This is a genomic window from Rhizobium sp. SL86 (assembly GCF_026672545.1).
Taxonomy (GTDB): domain Bacteria; phylum Pseudomonadota; class Alphaproteobacteria; order Rhizobiales; family Rhizobiaceae; genus Neorhizobium.
In genome coordinates this window covers 43,398-61,607 of the sequence record NZ_JAPPRJ010000005.1, presented here as the reverse complement: position 1 = coordinate 61,607, position 18,210 = coordinate 43,398, and the positions used below count along the sequence as shown (strand labels likewise).

Below are 18,210 nucleotides of genomic sequence, written 5' to 3'. Positions count from 1 at the left end.
AGGAGGAAAATCCATGTCTGACATTGAACTGTCCATCAATGGCAAAAGTGTCCGCCGCGCTGTTGAGGATCATCAGCTGCTGGTTTCCTTTCTGCGGGAGGATCTCGGGCTGACGGGCACCCATGTTGGCTGCGACACGACGCAGTGCGGCGCTTGCGTGGTTTCTGTGGATGGTGACACCGTGAAGTCCTGCACCATGCTTGCCGTGCAGGCGCATGGGAAAGCGGTAACGACCATCGAGGGCGTGTCAAATGGCGTGACACTTCATGCGGTACAAGATGCTTTTCACCGACATCATGCCCTGCAATGCGGTTATTGCACCGCTGGCCTGGTGATTACCGCCATTGACCTGATCGAACGCGAAGGCAGCCGGCTGACGCGTGAGACGGTGGCCCATGCGCTCAAAGGCAATCTGTGTCGTTGCACGGGTTACCAGAACATCATCACCGCCATTCTGGATGCTGCGGGCTGTCTCAGTGCGCCCGAGCAGGTGGCATAATGACAAGCGGAGAAAGAGAATGAGACCGTTCACCTATCACCGCCTTGTTTCCCATGAACACCGGCGGGCCATTCTGCAAAGCTGCGATGATGCAAAATATATCTCCGGCGGCATGACCCTTCTGCCGTCGATGAAGCTCGGTCTTACCTTGCCATCTGACCTTCTCGATGTAACGAGCCTTCCCGGCATGTGCGATGTTACGATTGAGGGGCGTCGGGTGAGCATCGGTGCCGCTGTCACACATGCCCGGATTGCCGAAGATGCCGCCCTGCGGGCCATCTGCCCGGCTATCTGCGATCTCGCCCGCCAGATCGGCGACCGGCATGTGCGCAATCGTGGCACGATTGGCGGCTCGGTCGCCAATAATGACCCGGCAGCCGATTACCCGGCGGCACTGGTGGCACTCGATGCGAGCATTCACACCGAAACCCGCTCCATCGCGGTGGCTGATTTTCTCTGCGGTATGTTTGAAACTGCGCTGGATGAGCATGAACTGGTGACCGCTATCAGCTTTGGGGCGCCAGACGCAGCGCGTTACGAAAAGTTTCCTCATCCGGCATCCGGCTATGCCATGGCGGGCGTATTCATCGCCCGCACCGGCGGCTTTTACCGGACAGGGATTACCGGGGCATCGGGTCAGGGGGCGTTTCGCTGCGAAGATATGGAGCGATTGCTGAACGCCGGTGCACCGGTGGAAGAGCTCGCCAGCCTTGGCTTTGATGATCTCGACATATTCGAGGATCGCTTCGGTTCGCGCGCCTACCGCGAAAACCTTATTCGGGTTCTTGCGCACAGGGCGGTCGTTCACCTGAAAAGCTGATGGAGAAAAAGGCCGCGGGACTGGCCGGCCCATTTGCCAGTCCATCATTTGTCATCGGGAGGGAGACAATATGACCAACAATGCAATTGCAGCCGCGCCGGGGAGTGGAGGGGTTCCCCTGTTGAAAGACACAAGCCGTCAGGCCATCGGCGCCACAACAGCGGCCACCGTGGGACTGGTGTTCGGCCCAAGCACCATTCTGCTGTTTTTGTTCGGTGTGTTCGTCGAACCTTTGTCGCGCACGTTTGGCTGGTCGAAACCATCGATTCTCTTTGCCGCAACCATCGTGTCTCTGATGATCATGGTAATTTCACCCATTCAGGGCTACCTGATCGATCGCTTCGGCACCCGGCCGATCGTTCTGGCATCAAGCGTTACGTTCGCGCTTGGTTTGGGCGGCATGTATTTTCTCTCCGGCAATGTTACCGGCTTCTACATCATGTATGCAGTCTTGCCGCTGCTGGGCATCGGTTTGTGGCCGGTCTCCTATCTGCGGGTGGTCAGCACCTGGTTTGAACGGCGGCTCGGCTTGGCTATCGGCATCGCCAATGGTGGTATTGGCCTGGGTGCGGCTCTGCTTCCACCGCTGATCACGTTTGCTATCCTCAACGGCTCGGTGCAATTGGCCTATGTCAGCCTCGGTATCATCGTGGCGCTCGTGGTGCTGCCCATCAATGTCCTATTTCTCCAGGAAGCGCCGGCCGCCATAGCTTCGGGTCGCCAACAGGCGGCTGGGGCGGGGGATGCGGCTGACTTCAGGGCGCTCGCCAAAACACGCGAATTCATCGTTCTGGCGCTCGCTTTTTTCCTGCTTGGCTTCGTCAATACCGGGCTCGTCACCAACCAGATCTCACTTTTGATCGATGGTGGCCTGACACCGCAAAACGCCGCCTTCGTGCAATCCGTCTTTGGTATCGCAGTCTTGCTCGGTCGCTTCCTCTCCGGCGTTCTTCTGGATTACCTGCCGGCAAAGCGTCTGATGAGCGCCGTCTGCATCGGCGGTGCGGCCGCGTGCCTCATCTATGCCTCCGGACCAGCAGGCGGTCTGGTCTTTGTCTCCGCCATCCTGATCGGCCTGGTCTATGGGGCGGAGTTCGATGTTTTGAGCTACATTATCAAGCGCAATTTCGGTCTGGCGGCGTTCGGTCGAATCTACGGCACCATCTTTGCGGTGTTTCAATTCGGCGCTGCACTTGGCGCAACGCTTCTTCCACTAAGCCGCGCGCATTTGCAGAGTTATGGGCCCGGGTTGGTGATTTATGCGGCAGCACTTCTGGCCAGCGGTGTCCTGTTTATCCTGCTGCGAAACAGGTCGACTGGCCAACGTTCAGTTCCAGAATAGAGCTTGGTTTGACCATACCCGATGAAGATGCCCTTTGGGTATGGTCGAGGCGGGACGCTCACGCCCTAAATAGTCGTTGCTATGGCGCAGCTTGATTGCCGTCACTACCGAGATGGCCCTGGCATCAGGACCCGCGCATTATGTGACCACGCATGTTCAGCAGAGTATCGAGGGCGCCCATTCAGGGTAAAGAAGAATAGGGGGCAAATCGCAGATCTGAAATCGTTCATCACATCGCGTCGAACAAGCTCCGGCTTCGACGCGATGCTCTCGCTGGGGAAGGGTTTTAGCTTCAAACGCGGCTGAATCGCCAATAATCAGAAGGATCTGCTTCCCGCATCTTCGGACCACCATAGCTTACCAAGACATGAAAATCCAAGCGGTCATCAGATATCGCGGCCCGCGAAACATTTTGCAACACGCTCCAGGCAGCTCTCCTCAAATTCCACGTAATTTGCCGATTTAGGGCTCTGGCGTCGCTTAAGGAAAGGCTGCCACGGCTCTCTTCGTCAGAGGATAGTTTTACTTGAGTTCAGCTATCATGTTATTCGTGCTGTCGGTTGGCAGTTAACCGTGAGAATGCGGCCGCTTTGAGCCAGATTGGCAGTTAACGGGGTCTGCCTGACTTTGTGTGGTTAACAGATCGTTAGCAGGCACTTCGCTATTGGCGGGCATGAGAACAAAATCAAAATGGTCGCCCGGTCCGGGCATCAAGGTGCAAGACGTCGTATCCAACGGCGATGGTAATTGGGCGGTGTCTGCTTGCGGACCATCTTCGGGCACATGTCCAGATTGCCGTAAACAGAGCAGAAATCGGCATGGCTGGTCGCACCGCAGTCTTCAGGACCTGCCGATCCAGGGTAATGAAGTGACGGTAAGGCTTCGGTTGAGCCGCTGGCGTTGCACATATCGGCAGTGCAAGCGGCAAACTTTCACCGACTCGATCCCGGAGATCGCATCGCCATACGCCCGCAGGACAACGAGGGTCGCGAAGCTAGTCGGCCTGCTGGGTCACGGCACGGGTGGACGCCCAGGAGAGCGCTTGATGAACCAGCTTGGGATACCGGTCAGCGACGACACCATCCTTCGGCACTTGAAGCGGAGTGCTTCACAGGCCGACGACGAACCTCCTGCACGGATCATTGGCATTGATGACTGGAGTTGGAGGAAATCGTGGCGCTACGGCACGATCATCGTTGATCTCGAGCGCCGAAAGGTCATGGACATTCTCGAAGATCGTAGCGTGGCAGCGTTTCACAATGGTTGAAGCGGCATCCCACCATTGAGGTGGTCAGCCGAGATCGATGCGGGCTTTACGCGCAGGCTGCTCGTGAAGGTGCCCCGCAAGCATCTCAGGTGGCTGACCGTTTTCATCTCTTCCAGAACCTGCGTCTTGCGATTGAGGAACAGATGAGCCTTTCCGGCCGAGCTACAGGCAGGGCACTGCTGCCAGACGAGGATATCGAGACTGATCATGACGATCGAGCTTTGCATGAGGAGGCTCCTGGAATGCTGTTGCGCAATCAGCTTCGACGGACACATAGGCAGTCCCGGAAGGAGGTGTTCGAGAAGGTGTACGCCTTGAGCAAAGAAGGCCTGACCTGCTCGGAGATTGCGGGTCGCACGGGATACGGCCGTCGCAGCATCGCGAAGTGGCTGACATTTGAAACGCCACCCGACCGACGCAGGGGAGCGTTACAGCCGACATCTCCCCTGTACTTCGAAGCCTTTCTCACCCAATGCTGGGAGGACGGCAATCGCCGTGGGCGGCATCTGTTTCATGACATCAAGTACCGCGGGTACACCGGCAGCTTTTCCAATCTTGAACGCCTCCTGGCAACCTGGCGGCGCGCCGAGAGGCCGGAAGCGGATGAGAGTGAGGCGGCGCCCTCTGGTAGTAGACTCACCGACGGCTCATATGACGATGCGCCTGTGCGTGATCCGCACACTGGTCATTTGATCTCACCGATTGTCGCCGCTACTCTTTGCATCAAGCCGCGCGGCGCGCTGACCAACAAGCAAGCAGGGAAGGTGGACGCCCTCAAACAGGGATCACAGACGTTCGCGATTTTGCGTAGCTTCTCCATGCGATTTCGCGGAATATTTCATAGCCGAAAGTCGGCGAGGCTCGAAGAATGGATTGATGATGCCATTCATTCTGGCCTCGTTTCCCTAGCCCGCTTTGCCCGCGTTCTTCGCCGCGATATCGACGCTGTCCGTAACGCCATCGACATGCCTTGGAGCAATGGTCAAGCGGAAGGTCAGATCAATCGACTGAAGACGATCAAGCGCGCCATGTATGGCCGAGCAGGTGTAGAGCTTCTCAGAGCGCGGATGATGCCCATCAAATTGGGCTGATCTCCACACAAAGTGAGGCAGACCCGGATTAAGTGCAAAGCGACACATGTCCGGACTGTAAGTGCTAACATGGAAGCGATCACATCGGGCGTGGGAGTTGGAACAACACCCGCAGCAAAGAACTCTTTGAAGTCCATAATTATGCATACGCTGCATCGGTCTTTCCGGCGGCTTAGATGCCCCACGACGAAAGCTGAAGGTTCGATCTAGTATTGCGCATGCACCTGCAGAGAGATCGGTTCTGGGTTATGTCCCGGCACCGGTAGATAGGGGTGATCGGCGTCTTGCTCGAAATAGAAGACCCCCCATGCGACATCGGAACAGAGCATCGCGGCGGTGGCAATATACCCACATATGTGCTAATGTGGGCTTACAGTTTAGGAGGACGTCAGATGAGCCGATTGACGATCGACATAACGGACCAACAACATCAAAGCCTCAAGGCGCTGGCCGCTTTACAAGGCAAGACAATCAAGCAGTACGCACTTGAGCGCCTCTTTCCCGGTGATATCGAGGGAGAACGGGCCTGGGAAGAATTAAAGACGTTGATGAACACGCGCATCAGTAACGCGCTCGCGGGAGAACTATCGACGAAAACCGTAGGTGAGATCCTCGACGAGGAGATTGCCGAGGGGCGCGTTTGACGGCCTACATCCTTACCGCAGAGGCTGAATCGGATCTACGATCGGTCATTCGGTACACACGTGCGCAATGGAGTGCCGCCCAAGTGCGCCACTACGTCTCGGCTTTGGAGCGAGGAATGGGGAACCTTGCCGTGGGCAAAGTTCCCTTCAAGGATATGAGTGCGCTCTATCCAGCGTTGCGGATGGCGCGATGCCAACATCACTACATCTTCTGTCTGCCTCAAGAGGATGCGCCCTCCCTCATTGTCGCAATTTTTCACGAACGAATGGATCTCATGAGGCGTTTGGCTGATCGTCTGAACGAATGATGTTTTGACGAAGGGAGATTGCCTGAGCGCGAGACCGATAAATCGTTGCAATCGAGTGGTCACAAAGAGGGTCGCCAGTTCTGATCCCTTCAAGGCGGAGGCGACTAACGCATTTCGGCGTGTCGCCAATGAACTAGAATAGGTCACCCGCTTCGTACACGGCGGCGTGGTACGCTTGGTCGCGGCGATGAGTTTGCCCACGGTGGCGGCGGATCGGATTCACGCGACAGGCCAAAGCCGGTCGTTCCGCGGGACATGTTCACGCCCGATCTTCATATCGATACGCTGAAGGTGAAGAGCCGGAATTTTCACTGAAAAAAGCTCAAACCGAGCGTGTTGAGGGAGCGCATGCACCACCAAAACCCCTTCAATCCTCAGGCGTAGCGACTTGGGATGCGGTGGCCATAGCTTTCGGCGTTGCTTTCGGAAAAGGGTGAGCTGGAACTGGAAGTGAAGCGAGGCGCGCTTCTGTCTCCGGCGAGACATGGCAGCGCAGACCTGAGACTGGCCCGATGCCGTACCGGGCAAAGTACGGCCTTATGAGGTCGAAGCCACGCTGGTCGCCTGACTGAAAGTGACGGAAAATCCAGTAGGCGATCAAATCCGCCATCTGAATCAGGCGCGATGCCTTTGAATCCAGAAAAAGCGGGACTTCAGCAAAGTTGCGAAGTTGGCCGTTGGCATGCCCCACGTGCTTAAACACATGAGAGAGGGTTTGGATTTTCTCCTCATAGTTGCTCTTGTCGAGGATGACCAAGCCGCGCTGGGGGTTCTTTTTCTTGTAAAGCGTCTTCAGATAGCCGTCAAAACACGAAGCCACCTCCTCGAAGCTCCGAGCCAGAATGTCGTTCGGAGAAAAGAGCCTCTTTTCGATGACGCAAGCGTAGACCTTCAACTGTAACTGCTTGTCTGCCAGTAGCGACAAGATATCGACGACGGCTTGAACTCTGTCGTTGGGAGGCACACCTTTCCAGGTACCGTTGCCCGAGCGCATTGGGTTTCCATGGAACTCGATTTCTCGAGGATTGGTTGAGCTAAAGCGCGCCGCTACAGGATCTATCTGGGCTTCCAGCCAATGCGTTTGGCGCTCGAATATGCTAAAGCCTGCAAGGACAAAGAAGTCGGAGCTTGGATCATGCGAGTGACCAGACTCGTCGAGATATAGTAGATGCAACGAATCCCCCTGGAACGAAAAAGCGGACCGCATGCGGTCCGCTCCAATTCGGTAAGCCGAGTGAAACAATCGTTCAACGCACCGACGGATCAGCGCTCTCGACTATGCTCAATATATATCGGTTACGTGTCGGCTTTTCAAGAGGCGGCTCCGGATGGCTCACAATCGCGAACGTCCAGCATTCGCGGCCTCAGGTCGTCTGTGAACCGCCTGCAGCAGTTATGGGCATCGACTCTGACCTGATGACCGGAGCGAAAAGAAGGTAGCGTCAGGTATCGAGGGGTACAACAAGATCCGCATCAGCACGATCGTTGTTTATCGGAGGCAGGCCCATGGAGGCGTCCCAATCCCGCTCTTGATGGATGGCTTCCTGGTCCGGCCCCGGATCTCCGTCGATCAACCCGCTGACGGGGTCCGCTAGCAAGCTGCGGCCGCTTCGGCTTTGCCTTCGCGGTGATCGCGACCGGTTCCGGACACTGACGGGAGCCATCGAGCGGGAATGGCCCGCTCCAAAGATGGAGCCTCAGATGAACACCGATCTTTCTCTTGCGCAAAACCACGCCTTCCAGCTTTCCCGCACCCTGATGGTTCCGGTCACACTGTTCAGGTCCGGCGACGAGTTCGGCGTTCTGCCGAGCGACGAACTCGACGATGAAGACGATCTGGAGATCGTGCATGAATTCCATCCCTGGCCGGCTCATTGAGCCGGCATTTTCCTCTCCTTGATGCCGCTTGCGCGCGGCAGGCGACAAGGGAAGCTTCGCCGCGCCTTGGCACCGACGGGAGGTGCCAAGCTGCAGATCAGCAGGTTGCCATGGCGCGCCCTTGCCTCCTTTGCTCTTCGCGGACCGCCGGGAACGGTCCCGCAAATTGCGGGAAGAATGGATCTGGAGAGAAGGGCGGCGCCAAGAGCGCCGGGAAAATAATGGAGAAACAGAAACTGGAAGAACTTCGGGACCGTGTCCCGTGCGCAGCCGTGTTGGAACAGGCCGGCTTTTCCATCGATGTCAAGGAGAGCACCCGCAAGGCAGTAAAATACCGGCGCAGTGCGGAAATCGTCATCGTCATCCATGAGGGGCGGGGATGGTTCGATCCACTGTCCGACGCGAAGGGCGATGTCTTCGGTCTCGCGGAGCATCTGGACGGCGTGACCTTCGTCCATGCGCTCGACCGGGTGGCCGCTCTTGTCGGCATCGTCGCCAGGGATCCTGCCTGGTCTCGACCGGCCGGAAAGCCCGCTCACAGCAGTTCCGTCTCTGAACGCTGGGCAAGACGACAGTGCGCGGTCCCTCCATCCTTCCCGAAACAGTGATCTACGATCCTGACCTCACATATGGGCTTCCGGTCGCGATGAGCATCACATCCGGCCTGAACGCAATCGCTCATGCCGTAGAAGGGCTCTATGCACAGGACCGGAACCCGATTGCATCGATGTTGGCGCTCGAAGGTATCCGAGCCCTGAAGCTGGCGCTTCCAGCCATCGCCGCAAACCCGGATAATGCTACGGCACGCTCGAATGCGCTCTATGGCTCCTGGCTCTGCGGCACCGTGCTCGGAATGGTCGGAATGGCCCTTCATCACAAGATCTGCCACACGCTCGGCGGCAGTTTCGATCTACCGCATGCGGAAACACACGCAGTGATGCTGCCGCACACCGTCGCCTACACCGAAAAGGCCGTACCGGATCTGCTGGCGCCGGTGGCCCAGCTATTCGATGCGCACACCACAGGCGAAGCCCTGTACGACTTTTCTGCCGCGTTGGGGGCGCCCATGAGCCTCAAGGCGCTTGGCCTCTCATTGGACGATCTCGACCGCGCCGCGGAGCTCGCCACCACCAATCCCTATTGGAACCCACGGCCCGTGGAGAGGCAGGCGATCCGCGATCTGCTGCAACGCGCATGGAGCGGTTCACGACCAGACTAAATCGCAAGAAACGGGAGGAGAATGCGATGATTACCAGACGGACACTACTTAAAACGACCGCAGCCGCCTACGCTGCCGGTTTCGCCATGCCGGCCCTTGCCGGAAGCGCCAGGATCAAGGTCGGCTACGTGACTCCTCAGTCCGGCCCGCTTTCGGCTTTTGCCGAGGCCGACAAATACATGGTTGCCAGGTTCCTCGACAGCGCCAAGGCCCTCGGCCTCGACGTGGAGGTGATCGTCAAGGACAGCCAGTCCAATCCGAACCGGGCGGCCGAAGTCGTCAAGGAACTGATAAGCCGCGACGAAGTGAACCTCATTCTGGTCGCCTCCACGCCGGAGACCACCAATCCGGTCTGCGCCATTGCCGAAAGCGAAGAGGTGCCGGTCATTTCTTCCGTCGCTCCGTGGCAGCCCTGGTTCATCGGGCAGCAGGGAAATCCCGCCGACCCCGCGAGCTGGCAGGAGTTCGACTACGCCTATCACTTCTTCTGGGGCCTTGAGGACAATGTTTCGGTCTTCCTGAACATGTGGAAGAGCCTCGACACCAACAAGCAGGTCGGAGCCCTCTGGCCGAACGATGGCGACGGCAATGCCTGGGCATCCGAGGTCGGCATGCCGCCGGCGGCAAAGACGGCGGGATACAATCTGACCGACCCCGGCCGCTACCAGAACCTGACGGACGACTTCAGCGCCCAGATCAACGCGTTCAAGCAGGCCGGCTGCGATATCGTCACCGGCATTCCGATCCCGCCGGATTTCACCACATTCTGGACGCAGTCGGCTCAGCAGGGCTTCAAGCCGAAGATCGTATCGATTGCAAAGGCGCTCCTTTTCCCCGAAAGCGTCGCAGCACTGGGCGATTTGGGGCACAATCTGACGGCGGAGATCTACTGGTCACCGGCTTTTCCATATAAGTCCTCGCTGACCGGCGAGAGTGCGGCCGAATTGGCCAATGCCTTCTCGAAATCGGCAAAGCGCCAGTGGACGCAGCCCGTCGGCTTCACTCATGCGTTGTTCGAACTCGCCGCCGACGTCCTGAAGCGCGCCTCCGACCCCACCGACAGCGAGGCGCTGGTGAATGCCATTTCCGGGACCAATCTCGATACCGTGGTCGGTAACATTCGGTGGGGCAAGGACAACGTTCCTCCCTTCGCTCGCAAGAATGTCGCCAAGACACCACTGGTCGGCGGGCAGTGGCGTCGCAAGAGCGACGGAACCTTCGATCTCGTCATCGTGGAAAACGCCAATGCGCCGGAGATCCCACTCGGGGGCACGCTGGAGCTTCTTGGCTGAGGCACGGACCGGTCGGCGCGGTGTGCGTCGGCCGGGTCTCTTCACGATGTCTGACAATCCATTGGAGCGAACATGTCGATACTATCTCTTAAAGCCGTATCGAAGTCTTTCGGCGCCCTGAAGGTGACGGATGACGTCAGCTTCGATCTGGGCAGCGGTGAAGCCCTTGGCATCATCGGCCCGAATGGCGCGGGCAAATCCACGCTCTTCAATCTCATCACGGGCAATTTCCCGGTCGACAAGGGCCAGATATTTCTCGACGGTCTCGATGTCACCCGCGAGAGCGCGATGATGCGCTGCGCAAGCGGCATCGGCCGATCGTTCCAGATACCTCAACCGTTCGGCCGACTTTCCGTCTACGAGAACCTTCTGGTCGCCGCCCGATTCGGAGGAACCGTCCCGGCGACTGAGGCGCCTGACTTCTGCATGGACATCCTCGAGCGTACGCGCCTGGCGACGCTAGCGAACAGGGAGGCTGGAGGATTGCCACTGCTTCAGCGCAAGCGCCTCGAACTGGCGCGCGCGATGGCGACCAGACCACGTGTTATCCTGCTCGACGAAATCGCAGGCGGACTGACCGAGGCGGAGTGTCGGGAGCTGGTCGATACCATCCGCGAAATCCACGCCGGAGGCACGGCGATCATCTGGATCGAACACGTCCTCCACGCTCTCAACAGCGTCGTCGAACGCCTGATAGTGCTGAATTTTGGTCAGGTCCTCATGGCTGGCCCGCCGGAAGAAGTGATGGCGTCGCGTGCGGTTCAGGAAATCTATCTGGGGATCGAGGCATGAGCGGACACCTTCTCGAAATCGGTGGCCTGACGGCCTTCTATAGCGACTTTCAGGCCTTGTTCGGCATCGACATGTATCTTGATACGGGTGAAACGGTTGCGATGATCGGCGCGAACGGTGCGGGGAAAAGCACCCTGATGCGCGCGCTTACCGGGATCATTAGGGTCGGGTCCGGCAATGTCATGCTGGATGGATCGCGCATCGATCATCTCGATGCCCCGGACATTCTTCTCAAAGGTGTCGCCACGGTACCGGAGGGGCGACGTCTCTTTCCCTCGTTGACCGTCGAGGAAAACCTGCTGATCGGCGCCCATGCCCGCAAGGGGGATGGGCCGTGGAACCTGCAGAGCCTCTACGAGCTGTTTCCGATTCTTGCCGAACGCCGGCACAGCCCGGGCACGGCGCTGTCTGGGGGACAACAGCAGATGGTCGCCATCGGCCGTGCGCTGATGAGCAATCCCCGGGTGCTGCTTTGCGACGAGCTCTCCCTCGGTCTGGCACCCGTCATCATCAAGGACATCTATGCCGCGGTACCGAGGATCAAGGCGGCCGGAACCTCCATCGTGGTCGTCGAGCAGGACATCGGTCAGGCGCTGAAGGTCGCGGACCGCGTCTACTGCATGGCGGAAGGGCGAATCACGCTTAAGGGACGCCCCGCAGACCTGTCGCGCGAGGCCATCCATGACGCCTATTTCGGAGTTCAGGCATGATAACCCTCGATACCATCATGCAGGGCATCCTGCTCGGCGGGCTCTATGCCCTGTTCGCCGCCGGTCTCAGCCTTGTCTTCGGCATCATGCGTCTGGTCAATCTCGCCCATGGCGATCTGATTGTCCTCTCGGCATATCTCATTCTCGTCATTGCGAGTGCGTTCGGATTGCATCCGTTCCTCGCCGTTCTCGTGGCCGCGCCCGTGATGTTTGCCGCCGGGTGGCTGCTGCAGACCCATGTGCTCAACAGTGTGCTCGGCGACAACCTGCTGCCGCCATTGCTGGTGACGTTCGGCCTATCGGTGGTCATCCAGAACGGATTGCTGGAGGGTTTCTCGGCGAATAGCCAAAAGCTCTCTGCGGGGTCCATCGAGACGCAATCGTTGCAACTAGGCTCGCTGTCGCTCGGCATCATGCCACTTCTCACACTCGCCACCGCCGTGCTTGTCATCTTCGCGCTGAACAGGCTCTTCTACACCACCGCGCTAGGCCGCGCCTTCCGTGCGACATCGGATGATACAGTGACCGCACGCCTGATGGGAATTCGGCCGAACAGGATCTTCGCCATCGCGACCGGGCTTTCACTCGTCGTATCCTGCATCGCGGCCGTCTATCTCGGCACGCGGGCGAACTTCGACCCCTCGATCGGACCCGCGCGCCTGCTTTACGCCTTCGAGGCCGTCATCATTGGTGGTCTCGGCAGTCTCTGGGGAACGCTTGCCGGCGGCATCGTCATCGGTCTGGCCCAGGCGATCGGCGCGGCGGTGAACCCCGAGTGGCAAATTCTCGCTGGCCACCTCGCCTTCGTCGCCGTTCTTCTTGTCAGCCCCCGCGGCCTCTTTCCCCGCGCAAACGATTGAGGCCAGAAGCCATGAACAATCCTTGTCACACTCTTTCGCGAGTGGCAGCAACGCTCCTGTCCCTCATCACTATCGGAGCCCTGTTCGCAGTTCCCTTCTTCGCGCCACGCGCCATCGTCCAGGATCTGTTCGGTGTATTGACGCTGCTCGTCCTCGCCCTGAACTGGAACATGCTCGCGGGGTTTGCCGGCCTCGTCTCCGTCGGGCAGCAGGCTTTCGTCGGCATCGGCGCCTATGCGATGTTCGCGGCCGTCATCCTGTGGGGGCTCGACCCCATGGTGGGGATACTCATCGGCGGTCTGGCCGCGACCCTGTTCGCCATACCGATGGCCTTCTTCACCTTTCGCCTCAACGGCGCCTATTTCGCCATCGGCACCTGGGTCGTCGCCGACATCTCGCGCCTGACGGCGGGACAATGGATGGCTCTAGGGGGCGGAACCGGCACATCGCTGCCCAAAGGCACGGCGAGGGACATGTTCGGTGTCGAGGCTATCAAGGAGGTGCTTGACGTCAGCTCTGCCGCCGCTGCCGACGCACTTACATATTGGGTTGCGCTGACGCTCACACTCCTTCTGCTTGTTGCCTCCTACCTTTTCCTAAGGTCTCGTATGGGATTGGGCCTTCAGGCCATCCGCGACAATGCCAATGCGGCTCGGTCGGTCGGAGTTGACCCGGTGCGCATCAAGGTGGCGGTGTTCATTTTCACGGCCCTAGGAACCGGCCTGTGTGGTGCGCTGATGTTCATGCAAATCACGCGTGTCACGCCGGATGCGGCCTTCTCCGTGATCGACTGGACCGCGTTCGTGATCTTCGTCGTCGTCATCGGAGGGATAGGAACATTGCCCGGGCCGATCATTGGCGTCGCCGTCTTCTACTGCCTCCAGCGGCTGATGGCCGACTATGGCACGGCCTACCTGATCGTCCTCGGCCTTCTTGGCATCCCCATCATGCTTTTTGCGCGCCGCGGCCTCTGGGGCACGTTCGTCGACCGAACGGGCCTTGAGATCCTACCGCTCCGCCATCTCGCGCCACCCAGACGCTGCTCTGAAGACGTCTCTCGACTGGCAGCCAGCCAGCCAGCGAATGGCATGGAAAACCGCCGATCCGTTACATCTATATAGGAGCAAATTCTCATGAGTGACTATTTTACCGAAGCAGGCTCGGTCGAGGCTGTAAACGCGCGCATTGGGCCCGGCACCAGCCCGCGCCTTGCCGAAATTATGGCGTGTCTCGTCAAACATCTTCATGCCTTTACCAAGGAAATTCAGCTGACGCAGGAGGAATGGGAAACCGGCGTCGATTTCCTGACAAAGACCGGTCAGATCTGCAGCCAGGAACGGCAGGAGTTCATCCTACTGTCCGATACGCTTGGCCTTTCTATGCTGGTCGATGCCATTAACAATCGCCGGCCGGAGGGGGCAACGGAGAACACGGTCTTGGGACCGTTTCATGTCGACGGCCCACCAGTCCGGTCCATGGGCGATTGCATCTCGCTCGATGGCAAGGGTGACAGCTGCCTTTTTGAAGGAAGCGTTCTCGATCTCGACGGTAATCCAATCGAGGGCGCTCGCATCGATGTCTGGTCAGACAATGCCGACGGATTCTACGATGTCCAGCAGCCCGACATCCAACCAAAATGGAACAATCGCGGCCTTTTCATCACCAAAGCTGACGGTCGCTACAGTTTCGTTGGGATCAAACCGGTTTCGTACCCTATTCCTGATGACGGACCGGTTGGCCAGATGTTGGGTCATCTCGGGCGCCATCCCTATCGCCCGGCCCACATGCATTACATTGTCACGGCGGACGGATATCAAAAGCTCGTCACGCACACCTTCGTCGGCGATGACCCGTATCTCGAATCCGACACCGTTTTCGGGGTGAAGAACACCCTTGTGGCCCCCTATGAACGCCTCAGCGGAGCGGAGACGCTCTGGCGTTCGCCATTCGACTTCATACTCTGCCCCATTTCGAGGTGACCCATGCCCAACATGAAAATCTATATCGACGAAATGCTTCCTGAAACGTCTGTTCTGTCTCTCAGGTCCGCGCTGGTGCCGATCCGGGAAATGCTCTGTGCCGAGCTGAAGGTCGACAAGAGTGCGTGCCAGTTCGCGATCCTGAAGGTCACGGCGCTCGAAGTTCAGCCGCGCGTGAACGTCGAACTGATGATCCTGCCCAAACCTGACCGGACGCAGGAAACAGTCAGTGAAGTTTGCGGCAAGCTGCGCGCGATGGTTTCGGAGGCCTCCGGCCATCATGTCGCCGTTCGCGCTGCTGCGCTCGACCCGCAGACATATGTCGCACTGAAATAAGCCTGATCCCCTATTGGGGGTGGCCACCGATTATTTGGTTGCCCCCGTAGAGGCCTGGCAAAAAACAGATTTCGGTCTTTCGCAGGCGAATATTCGGTTGAGGATGGCCACGCCGATCACGGTTTCAGTCTGTTGAGCGAGGTATCACCAAGCGCGGAGCCGCGGATCGATGACGCCCTCGTATCGACCCATCACGGTTTCAACCAAAGCTCGGTTGCCATAGCCGGTCGACGTCGGTGATTTCAGCCGACCACCTGCCTGCCTGGGTCCGATGTGATCGTCTCTCTGGAAGCATGCTTGCGCGTTGGGTAGTTCAATGGAGCTCGACCGCAGCGGAATGACGCCCTTGCTTCTGCACTGTGACGCAGAACGCCGTCGTAGGTCGGAGTACCACTATGGGTGCCATCGGCAGTGAATTGGCTGATTTCATCATCCACCTGACACAGCAATGGCTGCATTTGCGAGGTGTCGCCGGCTTCCTGATCTGTAAGAATATGGGCAATGACCTCGCCACTGTCTGCTTCAACGAAAACTTTCAGGAAACACAATGTCCTGATCAACGAGAACGTTGAACTTGTAGCCAGGCCGGATTTCGAGCGTTGGCTGGACGTTGAGGTTTCGGCTGATCGTCTGCTCGGCAGCCCTTCCGAAGCTTTCCGCGAAATTCCGCCTTGCCGCATCTGATGCCGTATCCTGCGTGGCAAGCGTCGAACTTTCGGGTATGGACGCATCGATCCCGGTTCCAATCAGCGCGATCAGCGCCGCCGAGCCGAATGTTCTCCAATAATGGTTGTTCACCTTGTCCTGGAAACCGCCATAGCCTTGCGCATCTGTTCCTGCCATGCCTCCGATCTGCAGCGTGGATCCATCGGGGAAGATGATATCCGTCCAGACCACAAGCACGCGGCTCTGACCGAACGACACCTTGCTGTCGTAGCGCCCGAACAGCTTCGCTCCTTGCGGGATCAGCAGGCGATGCCCAGTCGCGCTGTCGTAAACGTTCTGACTGACCTGGGCTGTGATCCGACCGGGCAGGTCCGAATTGATGCCTGATATGAGCGTCGCCGGAATGACCGAACCGCGCTTGAGTTCATACGGCGACTGCTGTGGCACGACGCGATTTGGGAGATATCCGAGTTCCTTGAGATCGGCGTTGAAAAAGTCCTCTTTGGAGTTCTGCCCGTTCGGATCGACATTCTGCCCGCCGAGACCAGCCCGCAACGCGGCGGCGTAAAGATCTGAGCTGGCGCCGGCGGTTGTCGACGGCGAAGTGTTTGTCGTCGTTCCGGTGGTCTCGTCTGTCCGCGCCGCCAGCTTGCTGCGATCTATCGCGAGCGGGGCGTCGTAGGCCGCATCATTCGCCTGCAGCCGGGCCATGCGTTGTCGGTGCCGCTCACGCAGATATTGCTCCCTCTGCTCGCGCTCAAGCCGTGCACGCCAGACCTCTTCGTTTTCCAGTTCCTGCCCGCGCTGCTGTTCCTGGTTTTGTCCCGGCTGCGGCGTGAAGGGATTGTTCGCCTTCTCTTCCTGTTTGGTCTCGACAGGAGTCGGCTGGAACGTCGTCTGCTGTTGTGGCTCGCCGATGATGCCGTCCGTCACGCCGCGCTTGATCTGGTCGGCGAAGGTTGAAGCCGGATTGCCCGAGCTCGTTTCCGGACCGCTGTCCTTCCCGAAATAGAGTCCACGGGAGGAAAGCCCGTAGAAAATCACGCCCAGGAAAGCGATGACCAGCACGATCACCACGATAATCGGCAGGCGATTGATCCGCTTGATGCCGGATTCCGCTTCGGCATTTGCAGCGCCGCCAAGTTGCAAGGATTGGACCATGATGCTTCCCTTCAGCCACGTCGCATCAGCGAGAGCGCGCTAGCCGGCGCAGCACCGCTGGCAGTCACGGTGTAGGCCCGGCCGAGCTCGACGCTATCGGTCGAAAGACGCGCCAGCACTTGTCCGTCGAAGAGCACGATCACATAGGCGAGCGGGATGATCTTCGTTCCGTCGTCCGTCTTCTGGTCGGTGACAACGGCATAACCCCAGCCTTTCAGTGCCGCCTCTAAGGCCTGCCCGAAGGGTGACGCATCTGCCTTCAGCGCAACCGTCGCCTTGCCGGGTCCGATCTGCTCGGCAAGCCGGCTGACCAAATCGCCGGCAATGGCGCTTGCAGCCGGGCCGGAGATTTCCGGCGGTGCGTTGCTGGCGACAAGACCGTCAGTCCCTATCGACTGGCATCCGGAGAGGAGGATGGCGAAGGTGCAGGCTGCGGCGAGGCCGCGGATGGTGCGTAGGAGGAGATTGTTGGCAAAGTTTCGCATCACCGCCCTCCCCTTCTGATCTTCACCTTCTCCTGTTTCCAGCCGACGCCCGAGACCAGCAGCGCACGATCGACATGATAATCGACCACCATCATGTCGCCCTTCATTCGGTAGTTGACGATGCGGTTCTGGCCGCCGGATGTGACGAAGAGCACCGGCGCATCCTGGCCGGAGATCGAGCGCGGGAACTGGATGTAGGTTTTCAGGCCATCGGAATAGACCCGTGTCGGCCGCCAGGTGGCCCTGCCTGAGACCGAATATGAGAAGTTCAACTGCTCGGCCGGCACGCCGGCGCCGGGGATCGTGCTTGCCTCGAGCCGGGAATTGATATCGGCGAGCTTGGCAGCAACATCCTCCGGATATTCGAAACCGACACGGGCCATGTATTGGCTCGAATGCGACTTGAGCTGGATATGGTAGGTCCGCCGCGAGGTCGTCACCACCATCGAGGTGACGAGGCCTGGCTCCGACGGCTTGACGATCAGGTGGATCGCCTGGCCACCGGCCGTCCCAGATGTGGCAGGTTCGACCTTCCAGCGTACAGTGTCGCCAACCAACACGTCGCGAACGACCTCGCCGGCCTGAAGCTCGATGTCGCAGACCTGCAGCGGTGAGCAGACGACCGACGGCTGAACCTCGCCATAGAGAAAGATCACCTTGCCGTCGGCTCCTTTGGTCACGAGACCGCGCGATCCGCGCCACTGGGTGGAAATCCCCATGCCCTTCGCCTCGTTGGCGGTCACACCATCGGCAGCAAAAGCATAAAAAGGAGCCAAGATCGAAGGCGCCAGCACCGCCGAAGTGATGGCGCCGGCAGTCAATGTGGCCCGTAGTTTTCTGTGACGGATATTCATGTTCGGG

General features: G+C 58.9%; 18 protein-coding genes and 3 pseudogenes. 16 read left to right on the top strand and 5 right to left on the bottom strand.

The genetic code is table 11. The annotated features are described in order from the left end of the window. The first annotated feature begins 13 nt into the window (after positions 1-13). The 6 genes and pseudogenes from OU993_RS18490 (at position 14) to OU993_RS18465 (ending at position 5,971) form a co-directional block, all read left to right on the top strand. A complete protein-coding gene (locus OU993_RS18490) occupies positions 14-499 on the top strand; it encodes a (2Fe-2S)-binding protein (RefSeq protein ID WP_268159977.1) in 486 nt (161 codons plus the stop codon). Between the two features lie 19 nt (positions 500-518). Further along, complete coding sequence (locus OU993_RS18485; RefSeq protein ID WP_268160118.1) at positions 519-1,319, top strand: FAD binding domain-containing protein; 801 nt, start codon at positions 519-521, stop codon at positions 1,317-1,319. 70 nt (positions 1,320-1,389) lie between these two features. Beyond that, positions 1,390-2,661, top strand: coding sequence for an MFS transporter (locus OU993_RS18480; protein WP_268159975.1), 1,272 nt, complete (start codon positions 1,390-1,392; stop codon positions 2,659-2,661). 673 nt (positions 2,662-3,334) lie between these two features. Beyond that, positions 3,335-5,019, top strand: a pseudogene (locus OU993_RS18475) (ISL3 family transposase). Between the two features lie 392 nt (positions 5,020-5,411). Continuing rightward, positions 5,412-5,663, top strand: a complete 252-nt coding sequence (locus tag OU993_RS18470; RefSeq protein ID WP_268159973.1) for an antitoxin — start codon at positions 5,412-5,414, stop codon at positions 5,661-5,663. Continuing rightward, on the top strand, positions 5,660-5,971 hold the full coding sequence (locus OU993_RS18465; RefSeq protein ID WP_268159971.1) for a type II toxin-antitoxin system RelE/ParE family toxin: 312 nt from the start codon (positions 5,660-5,662) through the stop codon (positions 5,969-5,971). The genes OU993_RS18470 and OU993_RS18465 overlap by 4 nt, the downstream gene beginning before the upstream one ends. A gap of 367 nt (positions 5,972-6,338) precedes the next feature. On the opposite strand, the gene OU993_RS18460 is transcribed toward OU993_RS18465, so the two are convergent. Next, on the bottom strand, positions 6,339-7,178 hold the full coding sequence (locus OU993_RS18460) for a DUF3800 domain-containing protein (RefSeq protein ID WP_268159969.1): 840 nt from the start codon (positions 7,176-7,178) through the stop codon (positions 6,339-6,341). A 494-nt stretch (positions 7,179-7,672) separates the two neighbouring features. Between OU993_RS18460 and OU993_RS18455 the strand changes: the two genes are divergently transcribed. From OU993_RS18455 to OU993_RS18410, 10 genes and pseudogenes are all read left to right on the top strand, one after another. Continuing rightward, positions 7,673-7,849, top strand: coding sequence for a hypothetical protein (locus OU993_RS18455; protein WP_025419229.1), 177 nt, complete (start codon positions 7,673-7,675; stop codon positions 7,847-7,849). A 221-nt stretch (positions 7,850-8,070) separates the two neighbouring features. Further along, complete coding sequence (locus tag OU993_RS18450) at positions 8,071-8,457, top strand: hypothetical protein (protein ID WP_326493852.1); 387 nt, start codon at positions 8,071-8,073, stop codon at positions 8,455-8,457. Then, a pseudogene (locus OU993_RS18445) lies at positions 8,415-9,068 on the top strand (maleylacetate reductase); the annotation flags it as partial. The gene OU993_RS18450 and the pseudogene OU993_RS18445, both read left to right, overlap by 43 nt. A 26-nt stretch (positions 9,069-9,094) precedes the next feature. Beyond that, the gene (locus tag OU993_RS18440; protein ID WP_268159965.1) at positions 9,095-10,360 is read left to right on the top strand and encodes an ABC transporter substrate-binding protein; all 1,266 of its coding nucleotides are present in this window, start codon (positions 9,095-9,097) and stop codon (positions 10,358-10,360) included. 72 nt (positions 10,361-10,432) lie between these two features. After that, positions 10,433-11,152, top strand: a complete 720-nt coding sequence (locus OU993_RS18435) for an ABC transporter ATP-binding protein (protein WP_268159963.1) — start codon at positions 10,433-10,435, stop codon at positions 11,150-11,152. Next, the gene (locus tag OU993_RS18430) at positions 11,149-11,862 is read left to right on the top strand and encodes an ABC transporter ATP-binding protein (RefSeq protein ID WP_268159962.1); all 714 of its coding nucleotides are present in this window, start codon (positions 11,149-11,151) and stop codon (positions 11,860-11,862) included. Before OU993_RS18435 ends, OU993_RS18430 begins: the two co-directional genes overlap by 4 nt. Next, entirely contained in the window at positions 11,859-12,722 is an 864-nt protein-coding gene (locus tag OU993_RS18425; protein WP_268159960.1) for a branched-chain amino acid ABC transporter permease, read from the top strand. Before OU993_RS18430 ends, OU993_RS18425 begins: the two co-directional genes overlap by 4 nt. An 11-nt stretch (positions 12,723-12,733) precedes the next feature. After that, positions 12,734-13,843, top strand: coding sequence for a branched-chain amino acid ABC transporter permease (locus tag OU993_RS18420; RefSeq protein WP_268159958.1), 1,110 nt, complete (start codon positions 12,734-12,736; stop codon positions 13,841-13,843). A gap of 12 nt (positions 13,844-13,855) precedes the next feature. Next, positions 13,856-14,701, top strand: a complete 846-nt coding sequence (locus tag OU993_RS18415) for a dioxygenase family protein (protein ID WP_268159956.1) — start codon at positions 13,856-13,858, stop codon at positions 14,699-14,701. 3 nt (positions 14,702-14,704) lie between these two features. Next, entirely contained in the window at positions 14,705-15,037 is a 333-nt protein-coding gene (locus OU993_RS18410) for a hypothetical protein (protein WP_268159954.1), read from the top strand. A gap of 30 nt (positions 15,038-15,067) precedes the next feature. Here OU993_RS18410 and OU993_RS18405 read toward each other — a convergent pair. The 4 genes and pseudogenes from OU993_RS18405 to trbG all read right to left on the bottom strand — a co-directional run. Further along, positions 15,068-15,576 (bottom strand): annotated as a pseudogene (locus OU993_RS18405) (IS5/IS1182 family transposase); the annotation flags it as partial. Next, the gene (trbI, locus tag OU993_RS18400) at positions 15,560-16,864 is read right to left on the bottom strand and encodes an IncP-type conjugal transfer protein TrbI (RefSeq protein ID WP_268159952.1); all 1,305 of its coding nucleotides are present in this window, start codon (positions 16,862-16,864) and stop codon (positions 15,560-15,562) included. The pseudogene OU993_RS18405 and the gene trbI, both read right to left, overlap by 17 nt. A gap of 11 nt (positions 16,865-16,875) precedes the next feature. Then, positions 16,876-17,349 (bottom strand): conjugal transfer protein TrbH, encoded by a 474-nt coding sequence (gene trbH / locus OU993_RS18395; RefSeq protein WP_268159950.1) that lies wholly within the window; start codon positions 17,347-17,349, stop codon positions 16,876-16,878. Beyond that, on the bottom strand, positions 17,349-18,203 hold the full coding sequence (gene trbG, locus OU993_RS18390; RefSeq protein ID WP_268159948.1) for a P-type conjugative transfer protein TrbG: 855 nt from the start codon (positions 18,201-18,203) through the stop codon (positions 17,349-17,351). Before trbG ends, trbH begins: the two co-directional genes overlap by 1 nt. Positions 18,204-18,210 lie beyond the last annotated feature (7 nt).

What these genes read in the sequence shown, in the direction of transcription:
- OU993_RS18490 (WP_268159977.1), top strand. Translation starts at nt 14, where the DNA reads ATGTCTGACATTGAACTGTCCATCAATGGCAAAAGTGTCCGCCGCGCT.
- OU993_RS18485 (WP_268160118.1), top strand. Translation starts at nt 519, where the DNA reads ATGAGACCGTTCACCTATCACCGCCTTGTTTCCCATGAACACCGGCGG.
- OU993_RS18480 (WP_268159975.1), top strand. Translation starts at nt 1,390, where the DNA reads ATGACCAACAATGCAATTGCAGCCGCGCCGGGGAGTGGAGGGGTTCCC.
- OU993_RS18470 (WP_268159973.1), top strand. Translation starts at nt 5,412, where the DNA reads ATGAGCCGATTGACGATCGACATAACGGACCAACAACATCAAAGCCTC.
- OU993_RS18460 (WP_268159969.1), bottom strand. Translation starts at nt 7,178, where the DNA reads ATGCGGTCCGCTTTTTCGTTCCAGGGGGATTCGTTGCATCTACTATAT.
- OU993_RS18455 (WP_025419229.1), top strand. Translation starts at nt 7,673, where the DNA reads ATGAACACCGATCTTTCTCTTGCGCAAAACCACGCCTTCCAGCTTTCC.
- OU993_RS18450 (WP_326493852.1), top strand. Translation starts at nt 8,071, where the DNA reads ATGGAGAAACAGAAACTGGAAGAACTTCGGGACCGTGTCCCGTGCGCA.
- OU993_RS18440 (WP_268159965.1), top strand. Translation starts at nt 9,095, where the DNA reads ATGATTACCAGACGGACACTACTTAAAACGACCGCAGCCGCCTACGCT.
- OU993_RS18435 (WP_268159963.1), top strand. Translation starts at nt 10,433, where the DNA reads ATGTCGATACTATCTCTTAAAGCCGTATCGAAGTCTTTCGGCGCCCTG.
- OU993_RS18430 (WP_268159962.1), top strand. Translation starts at nt 11,149, where the DNA reads ATGAGCGGACACCTTCTCGAAATCGGTGGCCTGACGGCCTTCTATAGC.
- OU993_RS18425 (WP_268159960.1), top strand. Translation starts at nt 11,859, where the DNA reads ATGATAACCCTCGATACCATCATGCAGGGCATCCTGCTCGGCGGGCTC.
- OU993_RS18420 (WP_268159958.1), top strand. Translation starts at nt 12,734, where the DNA reads ATGAACAATCCTTGTCACACTCTTTCGCGAGTGGCAGCAACGCTCCTG.
- OU993_RS18415 (WP_268159956.1), top strand. Translation starts at nt 13,856, where the DNA reads ATGAGTGACTATTTTACCGAAGCAGGCTCGGTCGAGGCTGTAAACGCG.
- OU993_RS18410 (WP_268159954.1), top strand. Translation starts at nt 14,705, where the DNA reads ATGCCCAACATGAAAATCTATATCGACGAAATGCTTCCTGAAACGTCT.
- trbI (WP_268159952.1), bottom strand. Translation starts at nt 16,864, where the DNA reads ATGGTCCAATCCTTGCAACTTGGCGGCGCTGCAAATGCCGAAGCGGAA.
- trbH (WP_268159950.1), bottom strand. Translation starts at nt 17,349, where the DNA reads ATGCGAAACTTTGCCAACAATCTCCTCCTACGCACCATCCGCGGCCTC.
- trbG (WP_268159948.1), bottom strand. Translation starts at nt 18,203, where the DNA reads ATGAATATCCGTCACAGAAAACTACGGGCCACATTGACTGCCGGCGCC.